The sequence below is a fragment of the Glaciecola sp. G7-5 genome, from assembly GCF_055808975.1.
On sequence record NZ_CM147892.1, the window covers coordinates 950264 to 972319 of the forward strand.

Annotated in this window: 17 protein-coding genes and 1 pseudogene; 7 read left to right on the forward strand and 11 right to left on the reverse strand. The window is 40.9% G+C overall.

Features of this window, described 5'->3' with window-relative positions:
* Positions 1-18 precede the first annotated feature (18 nt).
* The 5 genes from dnaN (at position 19) to AC0L6H_RS04300 (ending at position 7964) form a co-directional block, all read left to right on the forward strand.
* Positions 19-1146 carry a DNA polymerase III subunit beta gene (dnaN, locus tag AC0L6H_RS04280; RefSeq protein WP_473392812.1) on the forward strand — a complete coding sequence of 376 codons (1128 nt, stop codon included), beginning with the start codon at positions 19-21 and terminating at the stop codon, positions 1144-1146.
* 52 nt (positions 1147-1198) lie between these two features.
* Positions 1199-2293 carry a DNA replication/repair protein RecF gene (gene recF / locus AC0L6H_RS04285; protein ID WP_473392813.1) on the forward strand — a complete coding sequence of 365 codons (1095 nt, stop codon included), beginning with the start codon at positions 1199-1201 and terminating at the stop codon, positions 2291-2293.
* A gap of 2 nt (positions 2294-2295) precedes the next feature.
* Positions 2296-4713: a DNA topoisomerase (ATP-hydrolyzing) subunit B gene (gene gyrB / locus AC0L6H_RS04290; RefSeq protein ID WP_473392815.1), complete on the forward strand. Its 2418-nt coding sequence runs from the start codon at positions 2296-2298 to the stop codon at positions 4711-4713.
* Between the two features lie 275 nt (positions 4714-4988).
* Positions 4989-7445: a M1 family metallopeptidase gene (locus tag AC0L6H_RS04295; protein WP_473392816.1), complete on the forward strand. Its 2457-nt coding sequence runs from the start codon at positions 4989-4991 to the stop codon at positions 7443-7445.
* Positions 7446-7448: 3 nt separating this feature from the next.
* The gene (locus AC0L6H_RS04300; RefSeq protein ID WP_473392818.1) at positions 7449-7964 is read left to right on the forward strand and encodes a DUF6702 family protein; all 516 of its coding nucleotides are present in this window, start codon (positions 7449-7451) and stop codon (positions 7962-7964) included.
* Between the two features lie 22 nt (positions 7965-7986).
* Here the strand turns inward: AC0L6H_RS04300 and AC0L6H_RS04305 are convergent, their stop codons facing one another.
* Positions 7987-9978 (reverse strand): methyl-accepting chemotaxis protein, encoded by a 1992-nt coding sequence (locus AC0L6H_RS04305; RefSeq protein WP_473392819.1) that lies wholly within the window; start codon positions 9976-9978, stop codon positions 7987-7989.
* A gap of 282 nt (positions 9979-10260) precedes the next feature.
* On the opposite strand from AC0L6H_RS04305, the gene AC0L6H_RS04310 reads away from it, so the two are divergent.
* Positions 10261-11115: an SDR family NAD(P)-dependent oxidoreductase gene (locus AC0L6H_RS04310; protein ID WP_473392820.1), complete on the forward strand. Its 855-nt coding sequence runs from the start codon at positions 10261-10263 to the stop codon at positions 11113-11115.
* 15 nt (positions 11116-11130) lie between these two features.
* Here AC0L6H_RS04310 and AC0L6H_RS04315 read toward each other — a convergent pair whose 3' ends face one another.
* The 8 genes and pseudogenes from AC0L6H_RS04315 to AC0L6H_RS04350 form a co-directional block, all read right to left on the reverse strand.
* Complete coding sequence (locus AC0L6H_RS04315) at positions 11131-12279, reverse strand: DUF2855 family protein (RefSeq protein WP_473392821.1); 1149 nt, start codon at positions 12277-12279, stop codon at positions 11131-11133.
* Positions 12272-12829 (reverse strand): YgjV family protein, encoded by a 558-nt coding sequence (locus AC0L6H_RS04320; RefSeq protein ID WP_473392822.1) that lies wholly within the window; start codon positions 12827-12829, stop codon positions 12272-12274. The genes AC0L6H_RS04315 and AC0L6H_RS04320 overlap by 8 nt, the downstream gene beginning before the upstream one ends.
* Positions 12814-13851: a dipeptide epimerase gene (locus tag AC0L6H_RS04325; RefSeq protein WP_473392823.1), complete on the reverse strand. Its 1038-nt coding sequence runs from the start codon at positions 13849-13851 to the stop codon at positions 12814-12816. Before AC0L6H_RS04325 ends, AC0L6H_RS04320 begins: the two co-directional genes overlap by 16 nt.
* A 490-nt stretch (positions 13852-14341) precedes the next feature.
* Positions 14342-16429, reverse strand: a pseudogene (gene glyS / locus AC0L6H_RS04330) (glycine--tRNA ligase subunit beta); the annotation flags it as partial.
* A 2-nt stretch (positions 16430-16431) separates the two neighbouring features.
* Positions 16432-17340: a glycine--tRNA ligase subunit alpha gene (glyQ, locus tag AC0L6H_RS04335; protein ID WP_473392824.1), complete on the reverse strand. Its 909-nt coding sequence runs from the start codon at positions 17338-17340 to the stop codon at positions 16432-16434.
* Between the two features lie 202 nt (positions 17341-17542).
* Entirely contained in the window at positions 17543-18001 is a 459-nt protein-coding gene (locus tag AC0L6H_RS04340) for a DUF2489 domain-containing protein (RefSeq protein ID WP_473392826.1), read from the reverse strand.
* Positions 18002-18010: 9 nt separating this feature from the next.
* Entirely contained in the window at positions 18011-18535 is a 525-nt protein-coding gene (yihI, locus tag AC0L6H_RS04345; protein WP_473392827.1) for a Der GTPase-activating protein YihI, read from the reverse strand.
* 466 nt (positions 18536-19001) lie between these two features.
* Complete coding sequence (locus AC0L6H_RS04350; protein ID WP_473392828.1) at positions 19002-19625, reverse strand: c-type cytochrome; 624 nt, start codon at positions 19623-19625, stop codon at positions 19002-19004.
* 171 nt (positions 19626-19796) lie between these two features.
* Between AC0L6H_RS04350 and yihA the strand changes: the two genes are divergently transcribed.
* Positions 19797-20414 (forward strand): ribosome biogenesis GTP-binding protein YihA/YsxC, encoded by a 618-nt coding sequence (gene yihA / locus AC0L6H_RS04355; protein WP_473392829.1) that lies wholly within the window; start codon positions 19797-19799, stop codon positions 20412-20414.
* Between the two features lie 507 nt (positions 20415-20921).
* On the opposite strand, the gene AC0L6H_RS04360 is transcribed toward yihA, so the two are convergent.
* On the reverse strand, positions 20922-21560 hold the full coding sequence (locus tag AC0L6H_RS04360) for a DNA-J related domain-containing protein (protein ID WP_473392830.1): 639 nt from the start codon (positions 21558-21560) through the stop codon (positions 20922-20924).
* A gap of 15 nt (positions 21561-21575) precedes the next feature.
* Positions 21576-22013 carry a DoxX family protein gene (locus tag AC0L6H_RS04365; protein ID WP_473392831.1) on the reverse strand — a complete coding sequence of 146 codons (438 nt, stop codon included), beginning with the start codon at positions 22011-22013 and terminating at the stop codon, positions 21576-21578.
* Between the last annotated feature and the right edge of the window lie 43 nt (positions 22014-22056).

Consider the following 22056-nt stretch of genomic DNA (forward strand, 5'->3'; position numbering starts at 1 on the left):
CAATAACGAGAACGACACATGAATTTTACGATTAGTAGAGAAGATTTTTTACACCCGCTACAGTTAGTAGCTGGTGCTGTCGAGCGTAGACACACTTTACCTATTTTAGGAAACGTACTCATTCGAGTAGAGCAAGAAGCCTTGTGGATGACGGGTACCGATCTTGAGGTCGAACTTATCACCAATGTTCGCCTAGCGGGTAGTTCAACCGAAGGCCAAATAACGGTGCCAGCGAAGAAGCTTCTTGATATTGTGCGTGGATTACCCGACGACTGTACAATTTTGTTTAGCGTTGAAGAAAATAAAGCGCTGATAAAGTCTGGCAGAGCAAAATATTCCTTATCAACTTTAAGCGCTGATGATTATCCTAATCTTGAAGCGTGGGAAGGTGACAGTGAATTTGAAATTACGCAACAAGATTTAAAGCAACTCATTGAATCTGTTCAGTTTTCTATGGCACAACAAGATGTTCGTTACTATTTAAACGGGATGAGTCTTGAAACGTCTGACAACACAATTCGGTCTGTTGCTACCGATGGGCATCGCTTAGCAATGTCTATTGTAGAATACACCGATGCAGTATTACCTGCTAAGCAAGTTATCATTCCCCGCAAAGGTGTTATGGAAATAGCAAGGTTAATCGATGAATCAGACACAAAAGTCAAAGTACGTTTAGGTGCAAATCACATTAGCATGTTAAGCAATTCCTTTGTGTTTACTAGTAAACTCGTTGACGGTCGTTTTCCGGACTATAATCGTGTAGTACCAAAAGAAACTAACAAAGGACTAATTGTATATCGTGATCTCATAAAAGGTGCCTTGTCTCGCGCAATGATCTTGACCAATGAGAAATTTAAAGGCGTACGTTTGAGTCTATCTGCTAGTGAGTTAAAGATAACCGCTGACAACCCAGAACAAGAACATGCCGAAGAAGTTATTGATGTCGATTATGAAGGAGATAATCTTGAGATTGGTTTTAACGTGGCTTATCTTATAGACGTGCTCAACGCGGTTGAAACCGACATGGTAATTTTCAAACTGTTTGACTCAAACACGATGGCTTTAATCCACGGAATAAAATTAGTAGATGGTTTGCCTGTAGATGACGATTCTTCTCAGTACGTTATCATGCCAATGAGAATATAGCTTGTTGGAAAAATCATCTAAATACAATTTCAGCTAAGTCCTTAGCAAACTCATGTACATCACAAAAATTAGGCTGCAAAATTTTAGAAATTTTGCAGCCGCTGATTTTTCTCCCCACAAAAACTTGAATGTCATTTACGGAAATAATGGTGCGGGCAAGTCTAGCCTGCTCGAGGCTGTACATGTATTAGGGTTTGGTCGCTCCTTCAGAACATCTAAACCCGACACATTTATAAACGAATTACATAAACAGGCGTCGGGGTTTTGTGAATTCCAAAATGGAGAGGGCGTCTCAAAACTTGGTTTTAGTCGTTCAAAGCAAGAAGGGAATCTATTTAGTTTAGATGGAGAAAAAACCAAAAAGATTGCTGATATAGCAAGATTACTCCCTGTCCAAATATTTACGCCACAAAGTAGTGATTTGATTTTGGGGCCACCGCTTGGTCGAAGACGATATCTCGATTGGTTGTTGTTTCACGTGGAACATAAATTTCAACTTATCAATGGGCGTTATAATAATTGCTTGAGTCAGCGAAACGCTCTCTTAAAACAGTTTGACTACACTCAAGGTAATGAGTTTAAGAAACAGGATGTATGGCTAGACCAGCTGGCCGAACTGGGTGAATCTATAAGCGCGCTAAGAGAAAGCTATATTAATCGCTTAAATAGCGAAATAAGTGCCTTATATTCGAAATTTTCACCTGAGTTAAATGTAGTATTAAGGTATACTACTGGCTGGGATAAAAATAATTCTTTAAAAGATTCAATGTCTAACAAAGTAGATCGAGATCTTTTTAAGGGTTCAACGTCTAGTGGTCCTCATAAAGCTGACTTGCAGTTTATGGTAGATGATAAAAATGCTGCTGAGTATATGTCACGAGGACAGCTTCGTTTACTTGTATCGTTACTTTTGTTGGCTGAAGTAAAAGTATTGAAGGAATTGACAGGGAAACAAAGTGTTTTTTTAGTCGATGACATTTCAGCAGAGCTCGACGAAGCAACAAGAGAGAAATTTATAACAACCGTGTTGGAGCAAGACACTCAAGTATTTGTGACAGCAATTGAAAAACAACAAATGTCATTTGTACAAACTTATAACAACAAAAAAGTGTTCCACGTGAAACATAACCACGTGATAGAGGAGTAAAGATGTCCGAACAAAACTATGACTCGTCCAGTATCAAAGTATTAAAAGGCTTAGATGCGGTAAGAAAAAGACCTGGCATGTATATTGGTGATACCGATGATGGAACAGGTTTGCATCATATGGTTTTTGAAGTAGTCGATAACTCTATTGATGAAGCCTTAGCGGGACACTGTAGTGAAATAAAAGTTAAGATACATTCTGATAACTCAGTTTCTGTTGAAGACGATGGTCGTGGTATTCCTACCGAAATGCACGAAGAAGAAGGTGTCTCTGCAGCCGAAGTTATTATGACGGTTCTCCATGCGGGTGGTAAATTTGATGACAATTCTTATAAAGTATCAGGTGGATTACACGGTGTAGGTGTTTCAGTTGTAAATGCTCTATCTAAAAAACTTGCGCTGACTATATACAGACAAGGTGAACGATTTGAGCAAGAATACAATATGGGCGTACCAGTATCTCCTCTTGTAGCAACGGCTAAAACCGAAAAGAAAGGTACCAAGATACGTTTTTGGCCTAGTGAAGAAACTTTCACAAACGTGCTGTTTCATTTTGAAATTTTAGCCAAGCGGATACGTGAACTATCCTTTCTCAACTCAGGCATATCTATCACTATTGAAGATGAGCGTGATGGACGCAAAGAAAATTTTCACTATGAGGGCGGTATAAGAGCTTTCGTAGAATATTTAAATACGAATAAAAACGTTGTTCATGGTAAAGCGTTTTACTTTACGCATGAACGCGAGGAAGATGGCGTAACAGTCGAAGTTGCCATGCAATGGAATGATGGTTTCCAAGAAAACGTTTTCTGCTTTACCAATAATATCCCACAGCGTGACGGCGGAACCCATTTGGCTGGTTTTAGAGGTGCATTAACTCGTACGCTTAATAATTATATGGAAACAGAAGGTTATAATAAAAAGAATAAAACCAACGCCAGCGGCGATGATGCTCGTGAAGGTTTAACCGCGGTTGTTTCTGTTAAAGTGCCCGATCCTAAGTTTTCTTCGCAAACAAAAGATAAACTTGTAAGCTCAGAAGTTAAATCAGCAGTAGAATCATCTATGGGGGAAAAACTTGTTGAATTTTTACAAGAGAACCCCGCTGATGCAAAAACAATCGTAGGCAAAATTATTGATGCCGCCCGCGCTCGTGAAGCTGCGCGCAAAGCACGTGATATGACAAGACGCAAAGGAGCCCTAGATTTAGCTGGCTTACCTGGTAAGTTAGCTGATTGCCAAGAAAAAGATCCAGCACTATCTGAACTCTATATAGTGGAAGGGGACTCTGCTGGTGGTTCAGCAAAACAAGGTCGCAATCGTAAGAATCAAGCTATTCTGCCTTTGAAAGGTAAAATATTGAACGTTGAAAAAGCGCGCTTCGACAAAATGCTATCTTCACAAGAGGTTGCGACGCTGATTACTGCATTAGGTTGTGGTATTGGTCGCGATGAATATAACCCTGATAAGTTACGTTACCATAGCATTATTATCATGACCGATGCTGATGTTGATGGCTCACATATTCGAACACTTCTATTGACTTTCTTTTTCCGTCAAATGCCAGAAATGATTGAACGAGGACATATCTTTATTGCTCAGCCACCTTTATACAAAATTAAAAAGGGTAAGCAAGAGCAATATCTTAAAGATGACGACGCATTAACAAAACTACTGACTAGCATCGCAGTAGATGGTGCTTCTTTGCATGTAAGTCCAGATGCACCAGCGATTCAAGGTGTAGCACTTGAAAACATGGTAACGCTATACCAAACCACCATGATAATGATAGCGCGCATGCATAGAAGAATGCCGGAATCACTTTTGAAGCAGTTATTGTATTCACGTCCTTTAACGCAAGAAGCACTGAAAGACAAGGCAGTTTTAAGTGAGATTGGAGAACAAATTGTTAGCAATCTAGCGATTAGTGAAGATGACTCAAGAAGCTTCCTCTTTGCTGTTGAACTAAACGAAGACGGAGCAAATGAACTAGTTATCACTATGCGTCAACACGGCATAGACTATCATTATTATATTAATAGTGATTTCGTAAGTTCACCTGAGTATGAAAAGATCAAAACCCTTAACGAAACTATTAATGACCTAATGGAAGAAGGTGCTTACATTAAACGCGGGGAGAAAACCTTGCCAGTAGGTGAGTTCAAAGAAGCATTAGATTGGTTAATGGCTGAAGCAAAACGTGGCCAATATATTCAGCGTTATAAAGGACTAGGTGAAATGAACCCGAGTCAGTTATGGGAAACAACTATGGATCCTGATGCAAGGCGCATGTTGCAGGTCACTATTGAAGATGCAATCAGTGCTGACCAACTTTTCACAACACTAATGGGTGATCAAGTAGAACCGCGTAGAGATTTCATTGAAACTAACGCCTTGAACGTAGAAAATCTAGATGTATAAATCTATATATTTCAACTGCTTATAGCGTAAATTCAAGTAATATCTATTAAATACAAAGCCTAAAAGCACTCGAAAGAGTGCTTTTTCTTGCGCAATGAAACAATTTCTTACATAAATTCCGTTTGATATACCTCAGTAAAGCCCTTCTATTGTGAACATTCAAGTTTTGCAGCATTGGTTTTTGTCATGAAAAGTTATAATATTACATTCTTGGGAAAGTCGTCGTACCACTTGAGTGTGACCCTTCAAATTTATCGAAGTAGTTAAGGTTTTCTATGTCCATTATTAAGTATTCAGCATTTACCTGTTTTTTGTTTAGCGTATTGAGCACCGCTTCTTTTGCGCAAATAAACCAAACCAAAGGCGATTTCGAAGATAAGTTTCGTCAACTTGACGAAGTCTTGCCAACGCCAAATGTGTATCGAAACGCAGCGGGTGCGCCAGGCCACCAATATTGGCAACAGCAAGTCGACTATAAAATTGATGTTAGCCTTGATGAAGATAAACGTCGATTAACGGCTTCTCAAACCATCACCTATAAAAATAATAGCCCTGATGCTCTCAAGTATTTGTGGATCCAATTGGACCAAAATAAGTTTAAGAATGACTCGATGTCGGCACTTACCACAACCTTTGGTGGGATTGGAAATAGGGGGCCAGCAACGCAAGCGGCTAATGGCAGTTCTCCAGCCAAACTTAGCTTAGGCGAGCTTCGTCGCCAGCAATTTGTTGAAGACGTTGAATTAGGTTATGAACTCTTGAAAGTGAGTACCACCAGAGATAAAGCCCTCAACTACGTTGTTGTTGGCACTCTAATGCGTGTTGATTTACCCAAACCCATAAAATCAGGCGACTCAATAAGCTTTGAGATTGACTTTGCGTTTAATATCGTAGAGGAAGACGCGGTTTCGGCTCGTTCTGGCTACGAACACTTCCCTGATGACGCTCGAGAAGGTGGCAATGACATCTTTTTGTTAGCGCAATGGTTCCCGCGTTTAGCGGCTTATACTGATTATGAAGCATGGACAAATAAAGAATTTATTGGAAGAGGTGAGTTTACCCTAGAGTTTGGAGACTATGAGGTTAATATTACTGTGCCAGCAGACCATATTGTCTCTGCCACAGGCGCTCTAGCCAATGCTAAGGACGTTTTAAGCTCAAGCCAACGTAAGCGCTTAGAAGAAGCCGAAGATGCAAAACGCCCTGTGTTTATCGTGACTGAAGAAGAAGCCTTAGAGAACGAAAAAGAGGGCACCACGAATACGAAAACCTGGAAGTTTAAAGCTGAAAATGTACGCGACTTTGCCTGGGCCTCATCACGCAAGTTTATGTGGGACGCTAAAGGTTATCATCAAGGTGGAGACGATCAGCCATTGGTTATGGCAATGTCTTTCTATCCAAAAGAAGGTGGGGACTTGTGGAAAAAATATTCTACAGAGTCAGTTATCCACACAATGGAAGTGTATTCCCGCTTTTCATTTGATTACCCCTATCCTGTCGCACAGTCCGTAAACGGTCCTGTTGGTGGAATGGAATATCCAATGATTACCTTCAATGGTCCGCGTACTGAATTGCAAGATGATGGCAGCCGTACTTATTCTCTAGCAGAAAAACGTTTTCTTATCGGCGTTGTCATCCACGAAGTAGGGCATATCTATTTCCCTATGATTGTCAATTCAGACGAACGCCAATGGACATGGATGGACGAAGGCTTAAATAGTTTCTTAGACGGCGTCGCTGGTCGTGAGTGGGATCCAAGTATTCCTTGGGGTGTAGAGCCTGCTGATATCACTGACTATATGGCATCGAGCACGCAAGTCCCTATCATGACGCAATCAGATTCGGTTTTACGGTTAGGCCCTAATGCTTATACTAAACCGGCAGCAGCGTTGAATATCTTGCGCGAAACCATTATGGGCCGAGAGCTTTTCGATTTTGCATTTAAAGAATATGCCCAGCGCTGGAAGTATAAACGCCCAACGCCATCAGACTTTTTTAGAACGATGGAAGAGGCCTCTGGCATCGATTTAGATTGGTTTTGGCGCGGTTGGTTCTATTCAACTGACCATGTTGATATCTCCCTAGACTCGGTTTACAAACTTCGTTTAGATACTAAAAACCCAGATGTTGATTTTGACCGTGAACGTCGAGAATATAACGACAAACCTTTATCAATGACAGTTGAGCGAAATAGTAAAGAAGGTAGAGCCTTGTGGATAGACCGTAACGCCGATATCAAAGATTTTTATGATGATAACGATATGTTTACGGTCACCAATAAAGACCGAAATGAGTATCAAAAATTCTTGAAAGAACTTGACCCATGGGAGAGAAAAACGTTCGAACGCGCTGTAAAAGAAGATAAAAATTACTATGTATTAGAATTTAGTAATCATGGTGGACTTGTTATGCCTATTATCTTTGAAATGACGTTTGCAGACGGCAGCACTGAAATGATGCGCATTCCTGCAGAAATTTGGCGCCGTACACCTAAAAATGTTCAAAAGTTAGTTGTCACTGACAAAAACAAAGTGCTAGTGAGTGTTGAGGTAGATCCACGCTGGGAAACTGCTGACGTTGATATACACAATAACCACTACCCACGTAAAATAATTGATTCACGCATTGAAGCGTTTAAAGATAAACGAGAAGAAAGCAGAGTCCGTCGTGATTTGATGCAAGAAGTGAAAACCAAGCTAAAAACTGGCGATGAACTTGACAAAGAAGAGTAAACAATGGCTTTAGCTAAAGTGTTAAAAGCGCTGTTAAGTATACTATTGATAATGGGTGTGTTTAGCGAACTAAGCTGGGCACACCAGCAAAAAATGGCAATAACCAGAGTAGAGCTTAACCCACGAACAAAAATGCTTGAAATTATGCACCGTTTTGACCTGCACGATGCAGAGCATGCCGTAAGCGAAATCTTTGGTGATGGAGCTGATATTATTAGCTCAAAGCTTACTCAGTCACAATTTGCAGATTATGTTGCAGAGCGTTTTGGTATTTATTATCCAAACAATGACGCTTTGCCCATGACGCTTGTTGGGTTTGAGATTGAAGGAAAGCATTTTTGGGTGTACCAAGAAACACCCAAACCTCAAAAAACAGAAGGCCTACAAATTGTGCACAATGTCCTACGAGATATTTGGTTCGCGCAAACCAATACCGTTAACGTGAAGCTAGATAAGCAGATTGAGACGCTAACCTTTACTGACAACACTGAAGTCCTAAGTATCGAGTTTGCGCGCTGAAATGGGCATATACGCCTAGGCACTATTCAACCTTGAATCGTTTAATGCCCTCTAGGGTTTTAGCAAATGTTTTATCAAGAGACTCAAGTGAGTCATTGCCCGAATGACTTGACGATAAAATAGTACTCGCGCTAGTGTCGAGATCGACAATGTTTGTGTGCACATCTCCGGCTACTTGGGTCTGCTCTTGAGCTGCAGCGGCGATACTATGAAACAATGTGTTTAATCTTTCCAACCCTTCAAACAAGGGCTGAATTTGTGCTTTATTTTCTTCTATTCTTTCGTTTGATAAGTCTGACAACGATAGGCATTTAGTCATTGACGCGCTAGCTTGTTTCGCACTATCGGTCAATAAATTGAGCATCGACGTAATTTCTTCGGTCGACTCTTGCGTGCGCTTCGCTAAGTTACGTACCTCGTCTGCGACCACAGCAAAGCCTCTGCCTTGTTCACCTGCTCGGGCCGCTTCAATAGCAGCGTTTAAGGCAAGTAGGTTAGTTTGCTCGGCGATAGATTGTATGTTCTGTAGTATCTGCGAGATTGACTCTGTGTGTCCCGCAAAATTTTGTACGATGTTATGGGAGTTTGTAACCTCTTTATTTAAAGAAGCAAACTGGGAGGAAACCTCTTGAAGACTATTACTGCTTCGGTCGCTAGAGTCTTTAATTACGGCAGTCTCATCAGAGGCTACCGACAGGTCAGCAGCAATCATTTCGCTGGCTTGCTTAAGTTGCAACACCGCTGTCGACATCGCTGTCGTTTGGTCTTTTTGACTTTGTGCACTAATCAGTGTGTCGCTACACTGCGCTTTGTTTGCGTTAATTATTTGGATTGATAGTTGGAGCTGCGCCAATACATCATGCAAGCAAACCCGGGTGGTGGATACATGCTTTTGAAGGTTGCTAATAATAATGGATAATTCATCGTTGTTGTTGTCTTCAATAGTGGCTGTAAAATTATGGTTGATTGACAATTCATCTAAAAACTTACTTATCCGTTCTACGCGAGAACTTATCGATTTCCTTATCAGCAATCCTAACAAGATGATGGGCGTTAATATTAAGCAACAAAGTACAAGCAACAAGAGTCTAAAATTTTGCTGTTCTTTGGTCGCAGAAAGGGCTTTTTGCTGCAGGGTCGCACCAATATCATCGCTTAATTTCTTAATATCGCTTAAACGTGACGTAGCTAGTGAAAACCAATCTTTTGGTCCGCTTATATCTGTAGTCGCATTGCTAGTGATGAAACTATCGGTAATTTTCGTGACTTGTTGCCAATTATTTTTTGTGCTGAACGACTCCAAAGCATTACTAAATTCTAGTGGCGCCCACTGCGAAAAAAGTGCTGCATGGCGTTTTTCATCATCAATAAAACTAGCTAAAAGTACATTTTTTGTAGCACTTGACGACCCTTTGCCAAAAATACCATTTAGCAAACCTCTCGTTTGCCCAGCTCGCTCTTTCATCCAAAGCAAGTTTAAACGTGCAAGCATATACTGATTTAACTTAAAATCATTTAACCGATTTACAAGTTGATCTATTGAAGCAAGTGCAGCGCTGTTTATTGAGGAATAAAATTGAAAAGCGTTGTTATCGCTAGCCAAGACATCTACCTTTTGTCTTACAGTTTGCTTGTCTTTTGCTAAAGCGATGGTCGCATGAGTAAATTTTCTGAATTCACTTTCGCTTAAAAAAGGGTAGTCTTCTTGTTTCAGCATTTGTAACTGCTTCATTGCATTATCGGCATTCTCTCGAGCCTGTAGCAATTTAGTCTTTCCTGATTTACCGTTGCTCCCTAAAAATCCAGCGCTCAGGCCTCGTTCAACGGCATGGGTGTGCGCCACGTCATCAAATACTGCCGACAACTGTACAACTTTTTCTGAAACGCCGTATTCATCAATTTTGATGTTTATATTTTCGACGACTAAGAAAATAGCGCAGGCAATGACAACAAGCGGCAGTGCAATAATAAATCCAATAGCTTGAGAAACGTTAAGCTTTCTTAAAAAGAACATAAAACCTCTGTGTTTGTTTGATGTAGCGCTGTTAAATACAAAAAATAGGTGCTATGCCATAAGTGAAGCTAGCGCTGAGGACCGGCACCTAAATATCGCCTGTGTTTTGCAAACGAACTAAACGACAAATACCGTCGTGTTGATAATTCACGTCATTAGCTATATATCGGCACCAACAAGTATATTTTTACGTTTAACAAGCGCTATTTTCTAAAAAATCTTGTAATGTTAAGTCACAGCAAATAATCAGTTTGACTGCGCACCTTTAAATTTAGGGCTAATATGAGTATTCTCAAAAACAAAGTATTTATGGTTACCGGTGCAGGTAATGGTATTGGGGCGGCTTTGGCCAAACACTTAGATGCCCTTGGTGTAAGATTAATTCTTAACGACATAAACGAAAATGCTTTGTCTGAACTTGCTTCTACTCTTGAACAATCCCCCTTGTGCTTACCCTTTTGCGTCTCACAACAACACGCTTGGCAGGCAGCGAAAACTAAAATAGAGCAGCATTTTGCCCCGCAACAAGGCGCAGAAGGGCTTTTTACTGGCATTGACGGAATTATTAATAATGCAGGCATTGCGCACGACTCAGTCGCTTTTGAGGCTATTGGTAAAGAAGATTTTAAGCGCGTAATGGACATTAACTTTTATGGCGTGCTTTTTGGTACACAAACTTTCTTGCCTGAATTGAAAAACAAGGAGGAGGCCTGGGTTGTGAATATCAGTTCTATTTTTGGTATTACGTCTATTGCTAAACTCAATGCTTATTGTGCATCCAAGTTTGCTGTGAAAGGTTTAACTGAATCCTTGCGTATGGAAGCGTTGGCATTGTTTCCTAACGTTACGATTTGTAGCGTACATCCTGGTGGAATAAAAACAAACATAGCGAGTACTGCGATTAGTGTAGATAAGCGTAGTGAAAAAGAGCGTAATGAACAAGTGAAAACCTTTAATAAACAATTGCTTACTTCGCCAGAAAAGGCAGCCTCGGTGATTGTAAACGGGATCTGTAAAAAGTCAGTGCGTGTATTAATTGGTAATGATGCTAAATTGATGGACTTCTTAGCACGTTTATTTCCGGTTAAATACACTCAAATATTGCTCAAGCAATTTAGCAAGCGCGGCCTTTTCTAAGGCCTAAGCTATGTTTTACTTACTACTTTTTTGCATTTGAACGATCAATCCAGCATCGGCCTCGGTTTTACCTTCACAAATGTCTACAAATATTGAGCGCATACCTTCTAGTCCATTTAGGTCAGTCATTTTTAACCATTCTTTGCTCTTGCCAATAGAAAGCGCCAAATATTCACGACTTTTTTGGTCAAACACTTGCTCGCCCCATTCTTGTAATCGCTTTTGAATTTGTGATGGTGCAAAAAAGAATTCGCTTCTTTCTTCTATAATATCACTGCTACGACCAAGATCATGCCAATGCGTGACGCCAACATTAGAACAAAACTTCATATTATCGCCAAGGTGCTTATGCAAGGCGCCCAAGGTTGTTGTATTTCCAGACATATCTACAATTAATGTGGGAATGCTGTTATCGATTTCTGCAATGTCGTTATAACTTAAGACAGTATCGTAGGCCTTAATCTTATTGACCATAGCAAGGTTGTGTTCAGAGGTGAGTGCGATGAGTTTTGGTGGCGCCTGCTTTGTTTCTTGCTCTGCCTGAGCTTGGTTTTGTATGCCATAAGCCAAGCCTGTGCTGGTTTTACTTGAAGCACTTAGCATAACTAACTGCTTTGCACCAAACCAATTGTTTTCTTGAAAATAATCAAACAGAACAAATGACGTAATATGCAATGGAAACAGTAACATACGATAATCTTCAAATGCTTTACTATAGCCCGGTTCGGCTTCTACTCGTCGATAGATGTTGTAGGCCGCAGGCAGTTTTTTGCGATGTTCACTGGCATCTAACCATGTGGTAGCGGTTATTTTGCTTGGTTTCATCACGATATGTGTGGCAGGTGGGAAATACCCAAATAAACGTTCGCCAACCGCAACGCCTTCACATTTTGACGAAACAACATCTGCAAAACCCCAAACAGGCAGAATTCCCCAACCTTCGGTGTCAACTTGCTCGCCGGTTTTTTCAATATTATGCGGCGGGAAAAACTGCCAATAACCTATTTGTTCGCCCACTACAGCATAAGTAATATTATTTGCTGTTAGCGCAAATTTATCGATTTTTAATAGTACTTTTCCATCTTCTAAAGTAGCAGTACTTAGGTCGTTATCGATGATGCGCGACTCGCTTATTTTAGATTTTTGTATTTGCAGTTCACTCACGTGTTTTCCCTTTTTTAATTTTGATGTGCTTGCCAGTGCGCAATCTATAAATCGTACTTAAATTAACAATAATCAGCGTAAACTCTAATAAACTAGTACCAATAGACCCAATAAGCAAATTATTGCTAAGCCAGCAAAGCCCGCCAAACAAAAAACCAACACGCATCTGTATTCCTTGTAAACAAAACAGAGCGTAGGTGCCTATGCAGGTGCCCACGATGGGTAAGATATCAAGCCATGTAGTGGCAAGGTATGCTCCCCAAGAAAGACTAACAAGAATAAAAATGATGGCCATGCTTTTTGAGGTCGACTTTAAAGCGATACCAGTCCGTAGAATGGCTAAAATTGACCCTAAGGTCGAGGTGAGGGCGCCCAAAAGTGCAAAGTGAATCGCATGGTTTATATACATAAGCAACATTAATAGTTTGAGTCGCCGGTCATCTTTTTGATAGAAGCAAGCAATGCCTAGCCCAAAGCTCAGCAGCCCTAGTAGTTGAATAAAGTCGAAAGGTGGCAGAGCGTTGAGTAAAGCACTCAACCTTGACCCCATAAGAAGGGCTCTGATTGATACATTGTAGCGCCCTCAAATATAAATCCATTAGGGCGGTCTTTTAGGACTAAGACCGGACCATCTAAATCAATAAAGTCTGCGCTGGCGGCAAGGACATAAATGGGTGCCATGGCGAGTGAGCTGGCCACCATGCAACCAAGCATTATTTGCATCTTATGCTCTTTTGCTGCATGCATTAATTTAATTGCTTCGCTAAGGCCGCCAGTCTTATCTAACTTTATGTTTACCATACTATACTTAGATACAAGAACGTTCATTCCTGAACTCGTGTGACAAGACTCGTCAGCGCATAAGGGGATAGGAGATTTAAAACCAATCAGTTCATCATCTTGCTGTGCAGGCAAGGGCTGCTCAATGAGCGCAACATTTAGCTTAGCTAAGTCATCAACAACATTTTGCAAAGTAGCAAACGACCACGCTTCATTTGCATCAACAATAAACTGAGAATGAGGACACTGTGCTGCAATAGCTTGCATCTTTGGAACAATATCATCAGCATCAAGTTTGATTTTAATTAAGGGTAAATGAGACATCTTTTTAGCATTACGCAACATCACATCAAGATTATCAACACTTAGTGTTTGCGCACTTATTGCTTTTTTCTGTGGTGCGAGATTGCATAAAGTATTGACGCTTTTCTTAGAAAGCTTGGCTTTTAAATCCCATAGTGCACAATCAAGTAAATTTCTCGCTGAACTAGCCTTAAGCTCTGTGTTAACGTAATTAAGGGCTTGATCAATTAGAGAAATAGGGTTGCTATTACTTAGTTTTGATAACGCGCCTTCAATACTGCTGAGTAGTTCGATGGTCGAATCAAGGTTTTCACCATAGCGACTATAAGGGACAGCTTCTGCCCAGCCTTCTTTCTCTAGCAGAGCTATCTTAAGTAGCACTACATCTGCGTGTGTTTTCGTGCCACGCGAAATTTTAAACGCTTTTGCCAGTGGTATTGATTCGGTCACCCAAGATAAACGCAGCTGCTTACAATGACTCGACGACATTGACCCTTTATTCCACTTTCTGTATGACCAGCGACGGATCGCTGTTGTTAGATACGTCTAGTTCAAATCGATAGAAACCTGTCTCGGCTGGAGTAAACTGCAAATTAAGCGAATCACTCGCACATACAAGGTCGGTTTCATCGTCTAATCGCATTGCTGATGCACCAAATTGATTGCCGCAATTTAACAACATTGTCCAGCTTTCATCAGCGACTTTAAAATCATAAGGTTGTCCGTCAGCAATCAATTCAATAGTTACTGCATATACATCGTTACTTGTTGGTAGCAATTTAAAAGCTTGGTTGACTTCCCACCAATTAAACACCCCTCGTAAATACATATTCGAGTAGTCTTTTGTGGGTGCTTGTTTGAAAAAATCAGCAGAACCAGATGACGCGCAGCCTGCAAGTATTTGCAGGCCAATGATTAGGCTAAGCAGACGAATGACGTTTGCATACTTCATGATTGCTAACTCGTTTCCTAAAAAATTAAGTACAGAAATGTCGGCAACCGACAAAAACTGTTTGCGAATGTGTGAAACCATGGCTATGCGATTATGCTTAACCGCTTCGTCGTCAGCCATAATCATGACCTTATCAAAGAAATCATCAAGACTGCCTTTTAGAGAAGAAAGCTGGCTTAATACCTCTTGGTAATGGCTTTGGGCAACTAATTGAGGCAATTGTTCCATTACCGCGCTAAAGTTTGTATATAAGGCTCGCTCTTCTTCTTCAACAAATAGCGCTGGGTTGATGTCAGCAACCGCATCTAAATCCACTTCATTCTTAGCTAATATATTAGCTACGCGCTTATTGGCTTTCACTAAGCTTTCAGCGCTCGGGGTAGTTGCAAATTTAGCAACCGCGTTAACGCGCTGATTTATATCACTTAGTGACTGCTTACTCTCACATGCAAGTACAGCAGTTATGACATCGGCGTTAATATCCTTATCTGCATAGAAAGGTTTTAAGCGGTCTAACAAAAAGGCGACAACTTGCGCTTCTACTTTCGCATTGCTCAGTTTGTTGCCAAACAACATAGCAACCTTTTGTACAATGTCACTAAGGCTTACATCAATATCGAAAGTGACTAATATACGCAAAATACCAATAGCACTTCGGCGCAATGCAAAGGGGTCTTTATCACCTTTAGGTAATTTATTGATACCAAAAATACCAACAAGGGTGTCGAGCTTCTCTGCTAATGACACAAGCATACCGGCCGTTGTTTGTGGCAATTCGTCACCAGCAAAGCGGGGCAAGTATTGCTCTTTGATGGCAATAGCAACGTTTTCGTTTTCACCATCATGCAAGGCATAATGATAACCCATCACGCCTTGTACGCTTGGAAACTCCATTACCATGTTGCTCACAAGATCCGCTTTCGCAAGACTCGCGGCGCGTATTGCGTCGCTAATATCTTGTTCGCTAGCAGAGATTAAGCTACCGATTTCTTGTGTGATTTTAGCTACGCGCGTTGATTTATCAGCAACTGTACCTAATTCTTTTTGGAATAATATCGTGTCTAATTTTGCCGCTTTATCTGCTAGGCTGCTTTTTTTATCTGTATCAAAAAAGAACTTTGCATCAGATAAGCGCGGGCGAATGACTTTCTCATTCCCAGCAACAACTTGTGCAGGGTCTTTACTCTCAATATTAGACACAAACAAAAAGGTTGAAGACAACTGACCGTGCTCGTCTAACAAAGGCACGTATTTTTGATCATCCTTCATGGTGTAAATGAGCGCTTCTTTAGGCACATCTAAAAACGCAGGTTCAAATTCTGCTTGCAATACTACAGGCCATTCTACTAATGAAGATATTTCTTCAAGAAGGTCGCTATCGTAGTCAGGGCTGAGATTTAAGGCAGTAGCTTGGGCGAGTAATTGGTCTTCAATCGCTTTCATTCGTGTGTTGTAGTCAACCAATACGAATTGATCTTTCATCAGCAAGGTGTATTTATCGGCGTGTTCTAAGGCCACGCGGTGTTCACCATGAAAACGGTGTCCCGACACCATATTGCTCGAATCTAGGCCTAAAAGCGTAAGGTCTATTACTTCGTTGCCATACATAACGCACAGGGTATGTACTGGGCGAATAAATTCTACCGAAGAACTTCCCCAACGCATTGCTTTTGGGATAGGTAACTGCTTGATAGTGCGTTCAAGTGCACCTTGAAGCTGAGCATCTAGACTTTGCCCAGGAACAAGGGCTTGGTGTAATAACCATTCGCCTTTATCTGTTTTTAAACGCTGGGCTTGATCAACGCTTATGCCATTTCCTCTCGCCCAACCCATGGCTGCGGGCGTTGGATTGCCGTCTCCATCAAAAGCAACCGAAACTGCTGGTCCACGTTTATCTACCTGTTTGTCAGCTTGTTTACGCTGGCAATGGGTAAAGGCAACGGCCAATCTGCGCGGCGCGCCAAAAGGAATACATTCTTCAAAGGCAAAGCCAAGTTTTGTTAACTCATTCGATAGGCCTTCGGCAAAGCTAGTCGACAATGATTTTAAGGCTTTTGGCGGTAGTTCTTCGCTACCAAGTTCTATTAATAGGGTGTGTGTCTGTAAATCAGTCATGCTTACTGCTCCTTCGATTTACAAAGTGGGAAGCCAAGAGCTTCTCGAGAATCAAAATACATTTGTGCACAGGCTTTTGCCAATGCGCGCACTCTTAAAATATAGCCTTGACGTTCTGTCACCGAAATCGCGTGGCGTGCATCTAGCAAGTTAAATGCATGAGAGGCTTTCATGACTTGCTCGTAAGCAGGTAAGGGCAGCGCTTTTTCAATCAGTAATTGACTGGCTTTTTCGCATTCATCAAAAGTTTTAAACAAGAAGTCCACATTGGCATATTCAAAGTTGTAGGCAGATTGTTCCTTTTCGTTCTGTAAAAATACATCACCGTAGGTAACTGTGCCAAAAGGTCCTTGAGTCCAAATTAGGTCATATATGCTATCTACACCTTGCATATACATGGCAAGGCGTTCCAAACCGTAAGTGATTTCACCGGTAACCGGCTTGCATTCAAGACCGCCTACTTGTTGAAAGTACGTGAATTGCGTCACTTCCATACCGTTTAGCCAAACTTCCCAGCCTAAACCCCAGGCACCAAGCGTAGGTGATTCCCAGTTATCTTCAACAAAACGGATGTCATGAACGAGGGGGTCAAAGCCCAACATTTCTAAAGAACCTAAATACAGCTCTTGAATGTTACTTGGGGAGGGTTTCATCATGACTTGAAACTGATAATAGTGCTGTAAACGGTTGGGATTTTCGCCGTATCGACCATCTGTTGGACGACGACACGGTTGCACATAGGCACTGTTCATTGGCTCAGGGCCTAATGAACGCAAAAATGTCATGGGATGAAAAGTACCCGCGCCTACTTCCATATCTAAGGGTTGAATAATTACGCAGCCTTGCTGCGCCCAATAATCTTGTAAAGCCAAAATTAACCCTTGGAAGGTATTTAGATCGTATTTTTGCATAGCCCTAACAGTCTTAAGCCTCAATAGTTGGAAAAGAAACGGCAACAGATTTTACTAAAGTTCGCTTTAAAGTGAAGTTAATAAGCAAAATGGCGCCGAAAAAAACGCCCTAGTATACCTTGAATTGCCTTGCCTTGGTAAGTTTGAATACAAAGAATAGCTTGGAAACAGCCAAAGTGACGTGGAATTTATCGATTAATTGCTATTTTGCGCCAATTTCTATGCTTCGAAGCTGGGTAGTCTCTTTCATTATCTTCGACTCAAATTGGCTTTCAAACTCTTCTCGCTCTTTATCTTGCTTGCGTCTTTCAAGCTTACTCAATTGGCTGCGACCTTCATGGGTGGGGTAGTTTTTGACCAATTCAAACAGTGCGTGAGTCGCTGGGAATGATTTTGCGTAGTCAGGATGTGGATCAATTGGCATTGCCTCAAGAAGGCGACAAATACGAATGACGCCTTCTGATAAATCACATTGTTGCTGTTGCATAGCAAACGCAATGGTTTGTATAGATGATTGCATCGATGCGATACGCTTATTTCGCACTCCCTCCCGTTTACTACGCTGAGACTTAACTAAAAATAGTAATCGCCCTGCATAAATGCCAAGCCCTAAAATAATTAATGCGCCTAAGCTTATTAGTAAAATGAAGGTATTACTCATAATAGATGTTTATTCCTTGTAATCGTCTATCTTTATTGCGTCAAGCTTCGCAAAGGGATCATCTTCATCATCAGAAACTTCTTCAGTATCTTTTTCATAGTCGTCAACATCTATGCCCATTAATTCGCAAAGTACGCGATAGCGAGCAGTCACTTTATCTACATAGGCTTGTTCAGAGGCCTTTAATAATCCTAATTCTTGTTTTTCTAAAAGGGCTTCTAATTCAGTGTCATTTTCAATAGCGTCTAATTCTTCTTGCGGTGTTTTGTAGACAAGCTTTTCCGGCGCTTTTGCCTTCTCTTGTGGCTTTTGACCTTGTGCATACTTGCTCAAATCAATAGCTTGCTTGCTACCACTTCTGGGATCTTTCTTTTCTTTTTTCGCAGATGCAAGAATGGACTCAGCCATTTGTTGACGGCTGCCTGATTTATTGCCTTTTTTCGCTTTGGGTCTTTCTTCGACTTTTATTGTGCGTGGCTCGTTAGATTTTGGTATGCCTATGCGGCCTACTTTTCTGGATTTCTTTCTTGGCATGGGGTTCTCAGTTTGGAAAACGTAAATGGGGTATTGATTTAATCAAATATAATATTTTGAATATTCGCGGATTATACCTGATGCTTAACAATACACCAAAGAATCAAAAATATTAAAGGGGAGGGGATGATACCTAGCGTAAGTTTATAAATAGCAGACAAGAAAAAAGGCGATAGCTTTCACTATCACCTTTATATAATGAGTGTCTTTAGACACCTCTCCCGTATCGGCACGTCTTGTGCACATGTTCAATGCTAAACTAACTTTTTATTATTTTTCTCTAGCTAGCGAACTGGTTCTTGGTCTTCCGTTACACTTTATTATGTAAATTATTATTATTGTTATGAAACGTGCGCTAACTATGCTTTTTACAAAATTATCAGCAAAGGCTCTAGTCAGCAAGTGATGTAGATAATACTTAAAAAAATATTATTTACAACAAATTTAACAATAAATTTACAAGATATTAGTTTAAACCTTGTAAATACTGAGAAAGTATTGAGATATCTTCGTCAGTCAGTTTGCTCGCAATACCGCGCATCATACCATTTAAGTCGTTATTTCGATCGCCTGAACGAAACATTTCAAGTTGCGTTTGCGTATAGCTCGCATGTTGACCACCAATAGCCGGAAAACCAGCCAAATTCATGCCACGGCCGTCGCCACTGTGACAAGCGATGCATGCAGTAATGCCACGCTCAGCGTCGCCACCACGATAAAGTGCTTGGCCTTTTTCAACGACGTCTTCTGGTGTTTCACCAATTTTTAATGTTTGACTAGAGAAGTAGGCAGATATATCGAACATATCTTGTTCGGATAGGTTCATCGCTTGCCCATTCATAATGGCGTTATTACGGCCTTCTTTGCCACCGGTCTGGGACGCAAGTTTGAATTCTTGAAGTTGTTTTACTAAATAACCTTGATGTTGGCCAGCAAGCTTTGGATTCATTGGAATTGCGCTGTTACCGTCGCTACCATGACAAGCTGCACATACCAACGCTTTTGTTTTTCCAGCTTCGGCGTCACCTTTGGCTTGGACTGCCGCTGTGGTGGCGAAGAACAAAGCTAAAATTAAACAATATTTTTTCATACTTACTCTCTCTAAAAGTGAGGTTTAACTGATCACCAGTTGTGATGGAGACATATTTTACACAAATAACGGCTTAAAAAAACATTTCCTTGTTAATACTATGGATTTACATCAAACAAAGTGTCTGTTTAGGTGTAAACTTAGCTTTTATTTAGTCTACTTTAAACACTTATGTCTTATTTTACCCTTGCAAAATTTTTAACTAGCGCACCTGATATATCTCATCTCGATCCCTTTGATGGCGGGGAAGTCGCCTTCGCTGGACGTTCAAACGCGGGTAAGTCTAGCGCGCTAAATCGGTTGACGCGACAAAAAAACTTAGCACGAACCAGTAAAACACCAGGAAGAACGCAATTAATTAATCTCTTTGAGCTTGATGAAAAGAGGCGACTTGTTGATTTGCCCGGTTACGGTTACGCAAAGGTGCCACTAGCCATGAAACAAAAATGGCAAAAGTCTTTAGGAGAGTATCTGCAAAAACGCAATTGTCTTAAGGGTTTGGTTGTTTTAATGGACATTCGCCATCCCCTCAAAGATCTTGACCAAGATTTAGTGTTTTGGGCAGTAAGTGCTAATTTGCCTGTGTTAATCTTATTGACTAAAGCCGACAAACTCAAAGCTGGAAAGCGCAAAAGCCAATTATTAATGGTGCGTGAAGCATGTATCGCATTTAACGGTGATGTGACCGTGAATGTGTTTTCGTCTTTAAATGGCTTGGGTATACCTGAAACGGAAATAAAATTATCTCAATGGTTAGATATTCCGAGCAAAAAAGTGAATGAAGAGTAAGGGAATAGAATACAAAATAAGAGCATAAAAAAAGCCCCGTTCACACACTAAACGGGGCCACTTCTCAGGGAGAACAACACATTCAGTATATAAGAACGTGCAATGTGCTAAAAAGTTCCTTTTAATGTAAAAAAATAAATTTTTTTGAAAACCACTTAAAAAAGACCTAAACCATCTTTCCTGTGAGGCCATAATACCGTTGGTTTAAACGCCGAAACGTTCAACTTCCTCTGTCATCTCAGCGCAGGCTTAATGCTGCTCGCCTAACATCAAATCCAAACTTATCCGTCTTTCCCGCGGAGGCGAAATGCTGTTCGGTTAACATAAAATCCAAACATATCCGTCATTCCCGCGGCGGCGGGAATCTGCCAATACATCCTTTAACTATCTGATTTTACTGTGTTCCAATGAGGTTCCCGCCGCCGCGGGAATGACGTTTTTGATGGTTTTTACGCTTAATCGAAAGGCATTAAGCGCAGGCGAAGATGACGGCGGAGTATTTGAGCTTTATGCGCGGCCTTTTAAGCAGTCACTTAATATCTTGTAAGCTTTAGTGATGCGCTGAGTGCTTTCTAAACAGCCGCCTTTATCCGGGTGGTAGCTATGCTGTAATTTTCTATATTGCGCTTTGACTTGGTCGAATGACAGTTCATCGAGACTGTATTTGCTTAATCCTAAGACTTCGATTGCCTCAGTTATGTCATGGGAGCTGTGATTTGCACGCATGTTTGGTTTTAGCATTTTCTGCCAAAATTCATCGAGAAGAGAGTTAAGTTCCTCTTCGTTAGTATCATGTAAGTTTTGCCAATTGAGATAGTATTCGCCCAGTGGGTCAATGGTTTCGAGCGACTGCTCAGTGTTTGCTAAATAAGGCTTTAGCTTGATATTTGTCGCGCAAATTTCAAGTTCACCTATTTTCTTGCGCCGCCAATCATCTCGAAGTTTGTACAAAGAGTGAAACAAAATAAAGTGAGTTTGAAATAACACAAGGGTGTCACTTAGCGCATGCCTATCGAAGATTTCGTAAGGGGCTAACTTAAGCAATGTTATGAGCTCATATTCGCTCATGCCATTTTTAAACAAAGGCTTAAGAGACTGCAGTATTTCATGCAGTTGTTGTTGGCATTGGATATGAGCTTGTGTCATTTCGGTCGAAGCACGCTAGAATAAATTGCGTGGACGCTCCATCTTGTTGTCAATACTAAATTGCCCCGCACCTCTGGCTGATAGCACCAATAAGCCCGCCATTATTGCCATATTTTTTGCAAAATTTTGGGATTCATGGGCAAGGTTACTGCCTTCTGGTAAGTTCCAAAAGTTATGCATGTATAAACTGATTATCAATGTCATACCGGCCAACAAGAAGGCCGATAGTTTTGTCTTAAAGCCGATGATAAGCATGAAACCTAGTAATATTTGCAATACGATTGTGACTGGAAGGAGTATATCTATCATCGGCACATTGTGTTTCGTCATGTATTGAACCATGTTTTCATATTGCAGAATCTTTTGTAGGCCTGGTGCAATGAAGTACAGTCCTAAAAGCGTTCTACCAAGCACCAGACTTGGTGTTTCAAGCAAGTTCATGAACTTTTCCATACAAGGTCCGCCTTTTTTCTTATTGTCGTTTCACTAACAATAG

Excerpts from the sequence above, each read along its gene's own strand:
- dnaN (WP_473392812.1), top strand. The coding sequence starts at position 19 with ATGAATTTTACGATTAGTAGAGAAGATTTTTTACACCCGCTACAGTTA.
- recF (WP_473392813.1), top strand. The coding sequence starts at position 1,199 with ATGTACATCACAAAAATTAGGCTGCAAAATTTTAGAAATTTTGCAGCC.
- gyrB (WP_473392815.1), top strand. The coding sequence starts at position 2,296 with ATGTCCGAACAAAACTATGACTCGTCCAGTATCAAAGTATTAAAAGGC.
- AC0L6H_RS04295 (WP_473392816.1), top strand. The coding sequence starts at position 4,989 with ATGTCCATTATTAAGTATTCAGCATTTACCTGTTTTTTGTTTAGCGTA.
- AC0L6H_RS04300 (WP_473392818.1), top strand. The coding sequence starts at position 7,449 with ATGGCTTTAGCTAAAGTGTTAAAAGCGCTGTTAAGTATACTATTGATA.
- AC0L6H_RS04305 (WP_473392819.1), bottom strand. The coding sequence starts at position 9,978 with ATGTTCTTTTTAAGAAAGCTTAACGTTTCTCAAGCTATTGGATTTATT.
- AC0L6H_RS04310 (WP_473392820.1), top strand. The coding sequence starts at position 10,261 with ATGAGTATTCTCAAAAACAAAGTATTTATGGTTACCGGTGCAGGTAAT.
- AC0L6H_RS04320 (WP_473392822.1), bottom strand. The coding sequence starts at position 12,829 with ATGGGGTCAAGGTTGAGTGCTTTACTCAACGCTCTGCCACCTTTCGAC.
- AC0L6H_RS04325 (WP_473392823.1), bottom strand. The coding sequence starts at position 13,851 with ATGTCGTCGAGTCATTGTAAGCAGCTGCGTTTATCTTGGGTGACCGAA.
- glyQ (WP_473392824.1), bottom strand. The coding sequence starts at position 17,340 with ATGCAAAAATACGATCTAAATACCTTCCAAGGGTTAATTTTGGCTTTA.
- AC0L6H_RS04340 (WP_473392826.1), bottom strand. The coding sequence starts at position 18,001 with ATGAGTAATACCTTCATTTTACTAATAAGCTTAGGCGCATTAATTATT.
- yihI (WP_473392827.1), bottom strand. The coding sequence starts at position 18,535 with ATGCCAAGAAAGAAATCCAGAAAAGTAGGCCGCATAGGCATACCAAAA.
- AC0L6H_RS04350 (WP_473392828.1), bottom strand. The coding sequence starts at position 19,625 with ATGAAAAAATATTGTTTAATTTTAGCTTTGTTCTTCGCCACCACAGCG.
- yihA (WP_473392829.1), top strand. The coding sequence starts at position 19,797 with ATGTCTTATTTTACCCTTGCAAAATTTTTAACTAGCGCACCTGATATA.
- AC0L6H_RS04360 (WP_473392830.1), bottom strand. The coding sequence starts at position 21,560 with ATGACACAAGCTCATATCCAATGCCAACAACAACTGCATGAAATACTG.
- AC0L6H_RS04365 (WP_473392831.1), bottom strand. The coding sequence starts at position 22,013 with ATGGAAAAGTTCATGAACTTGCTTGAAACACCAAGTCTGGTGCTTGGT.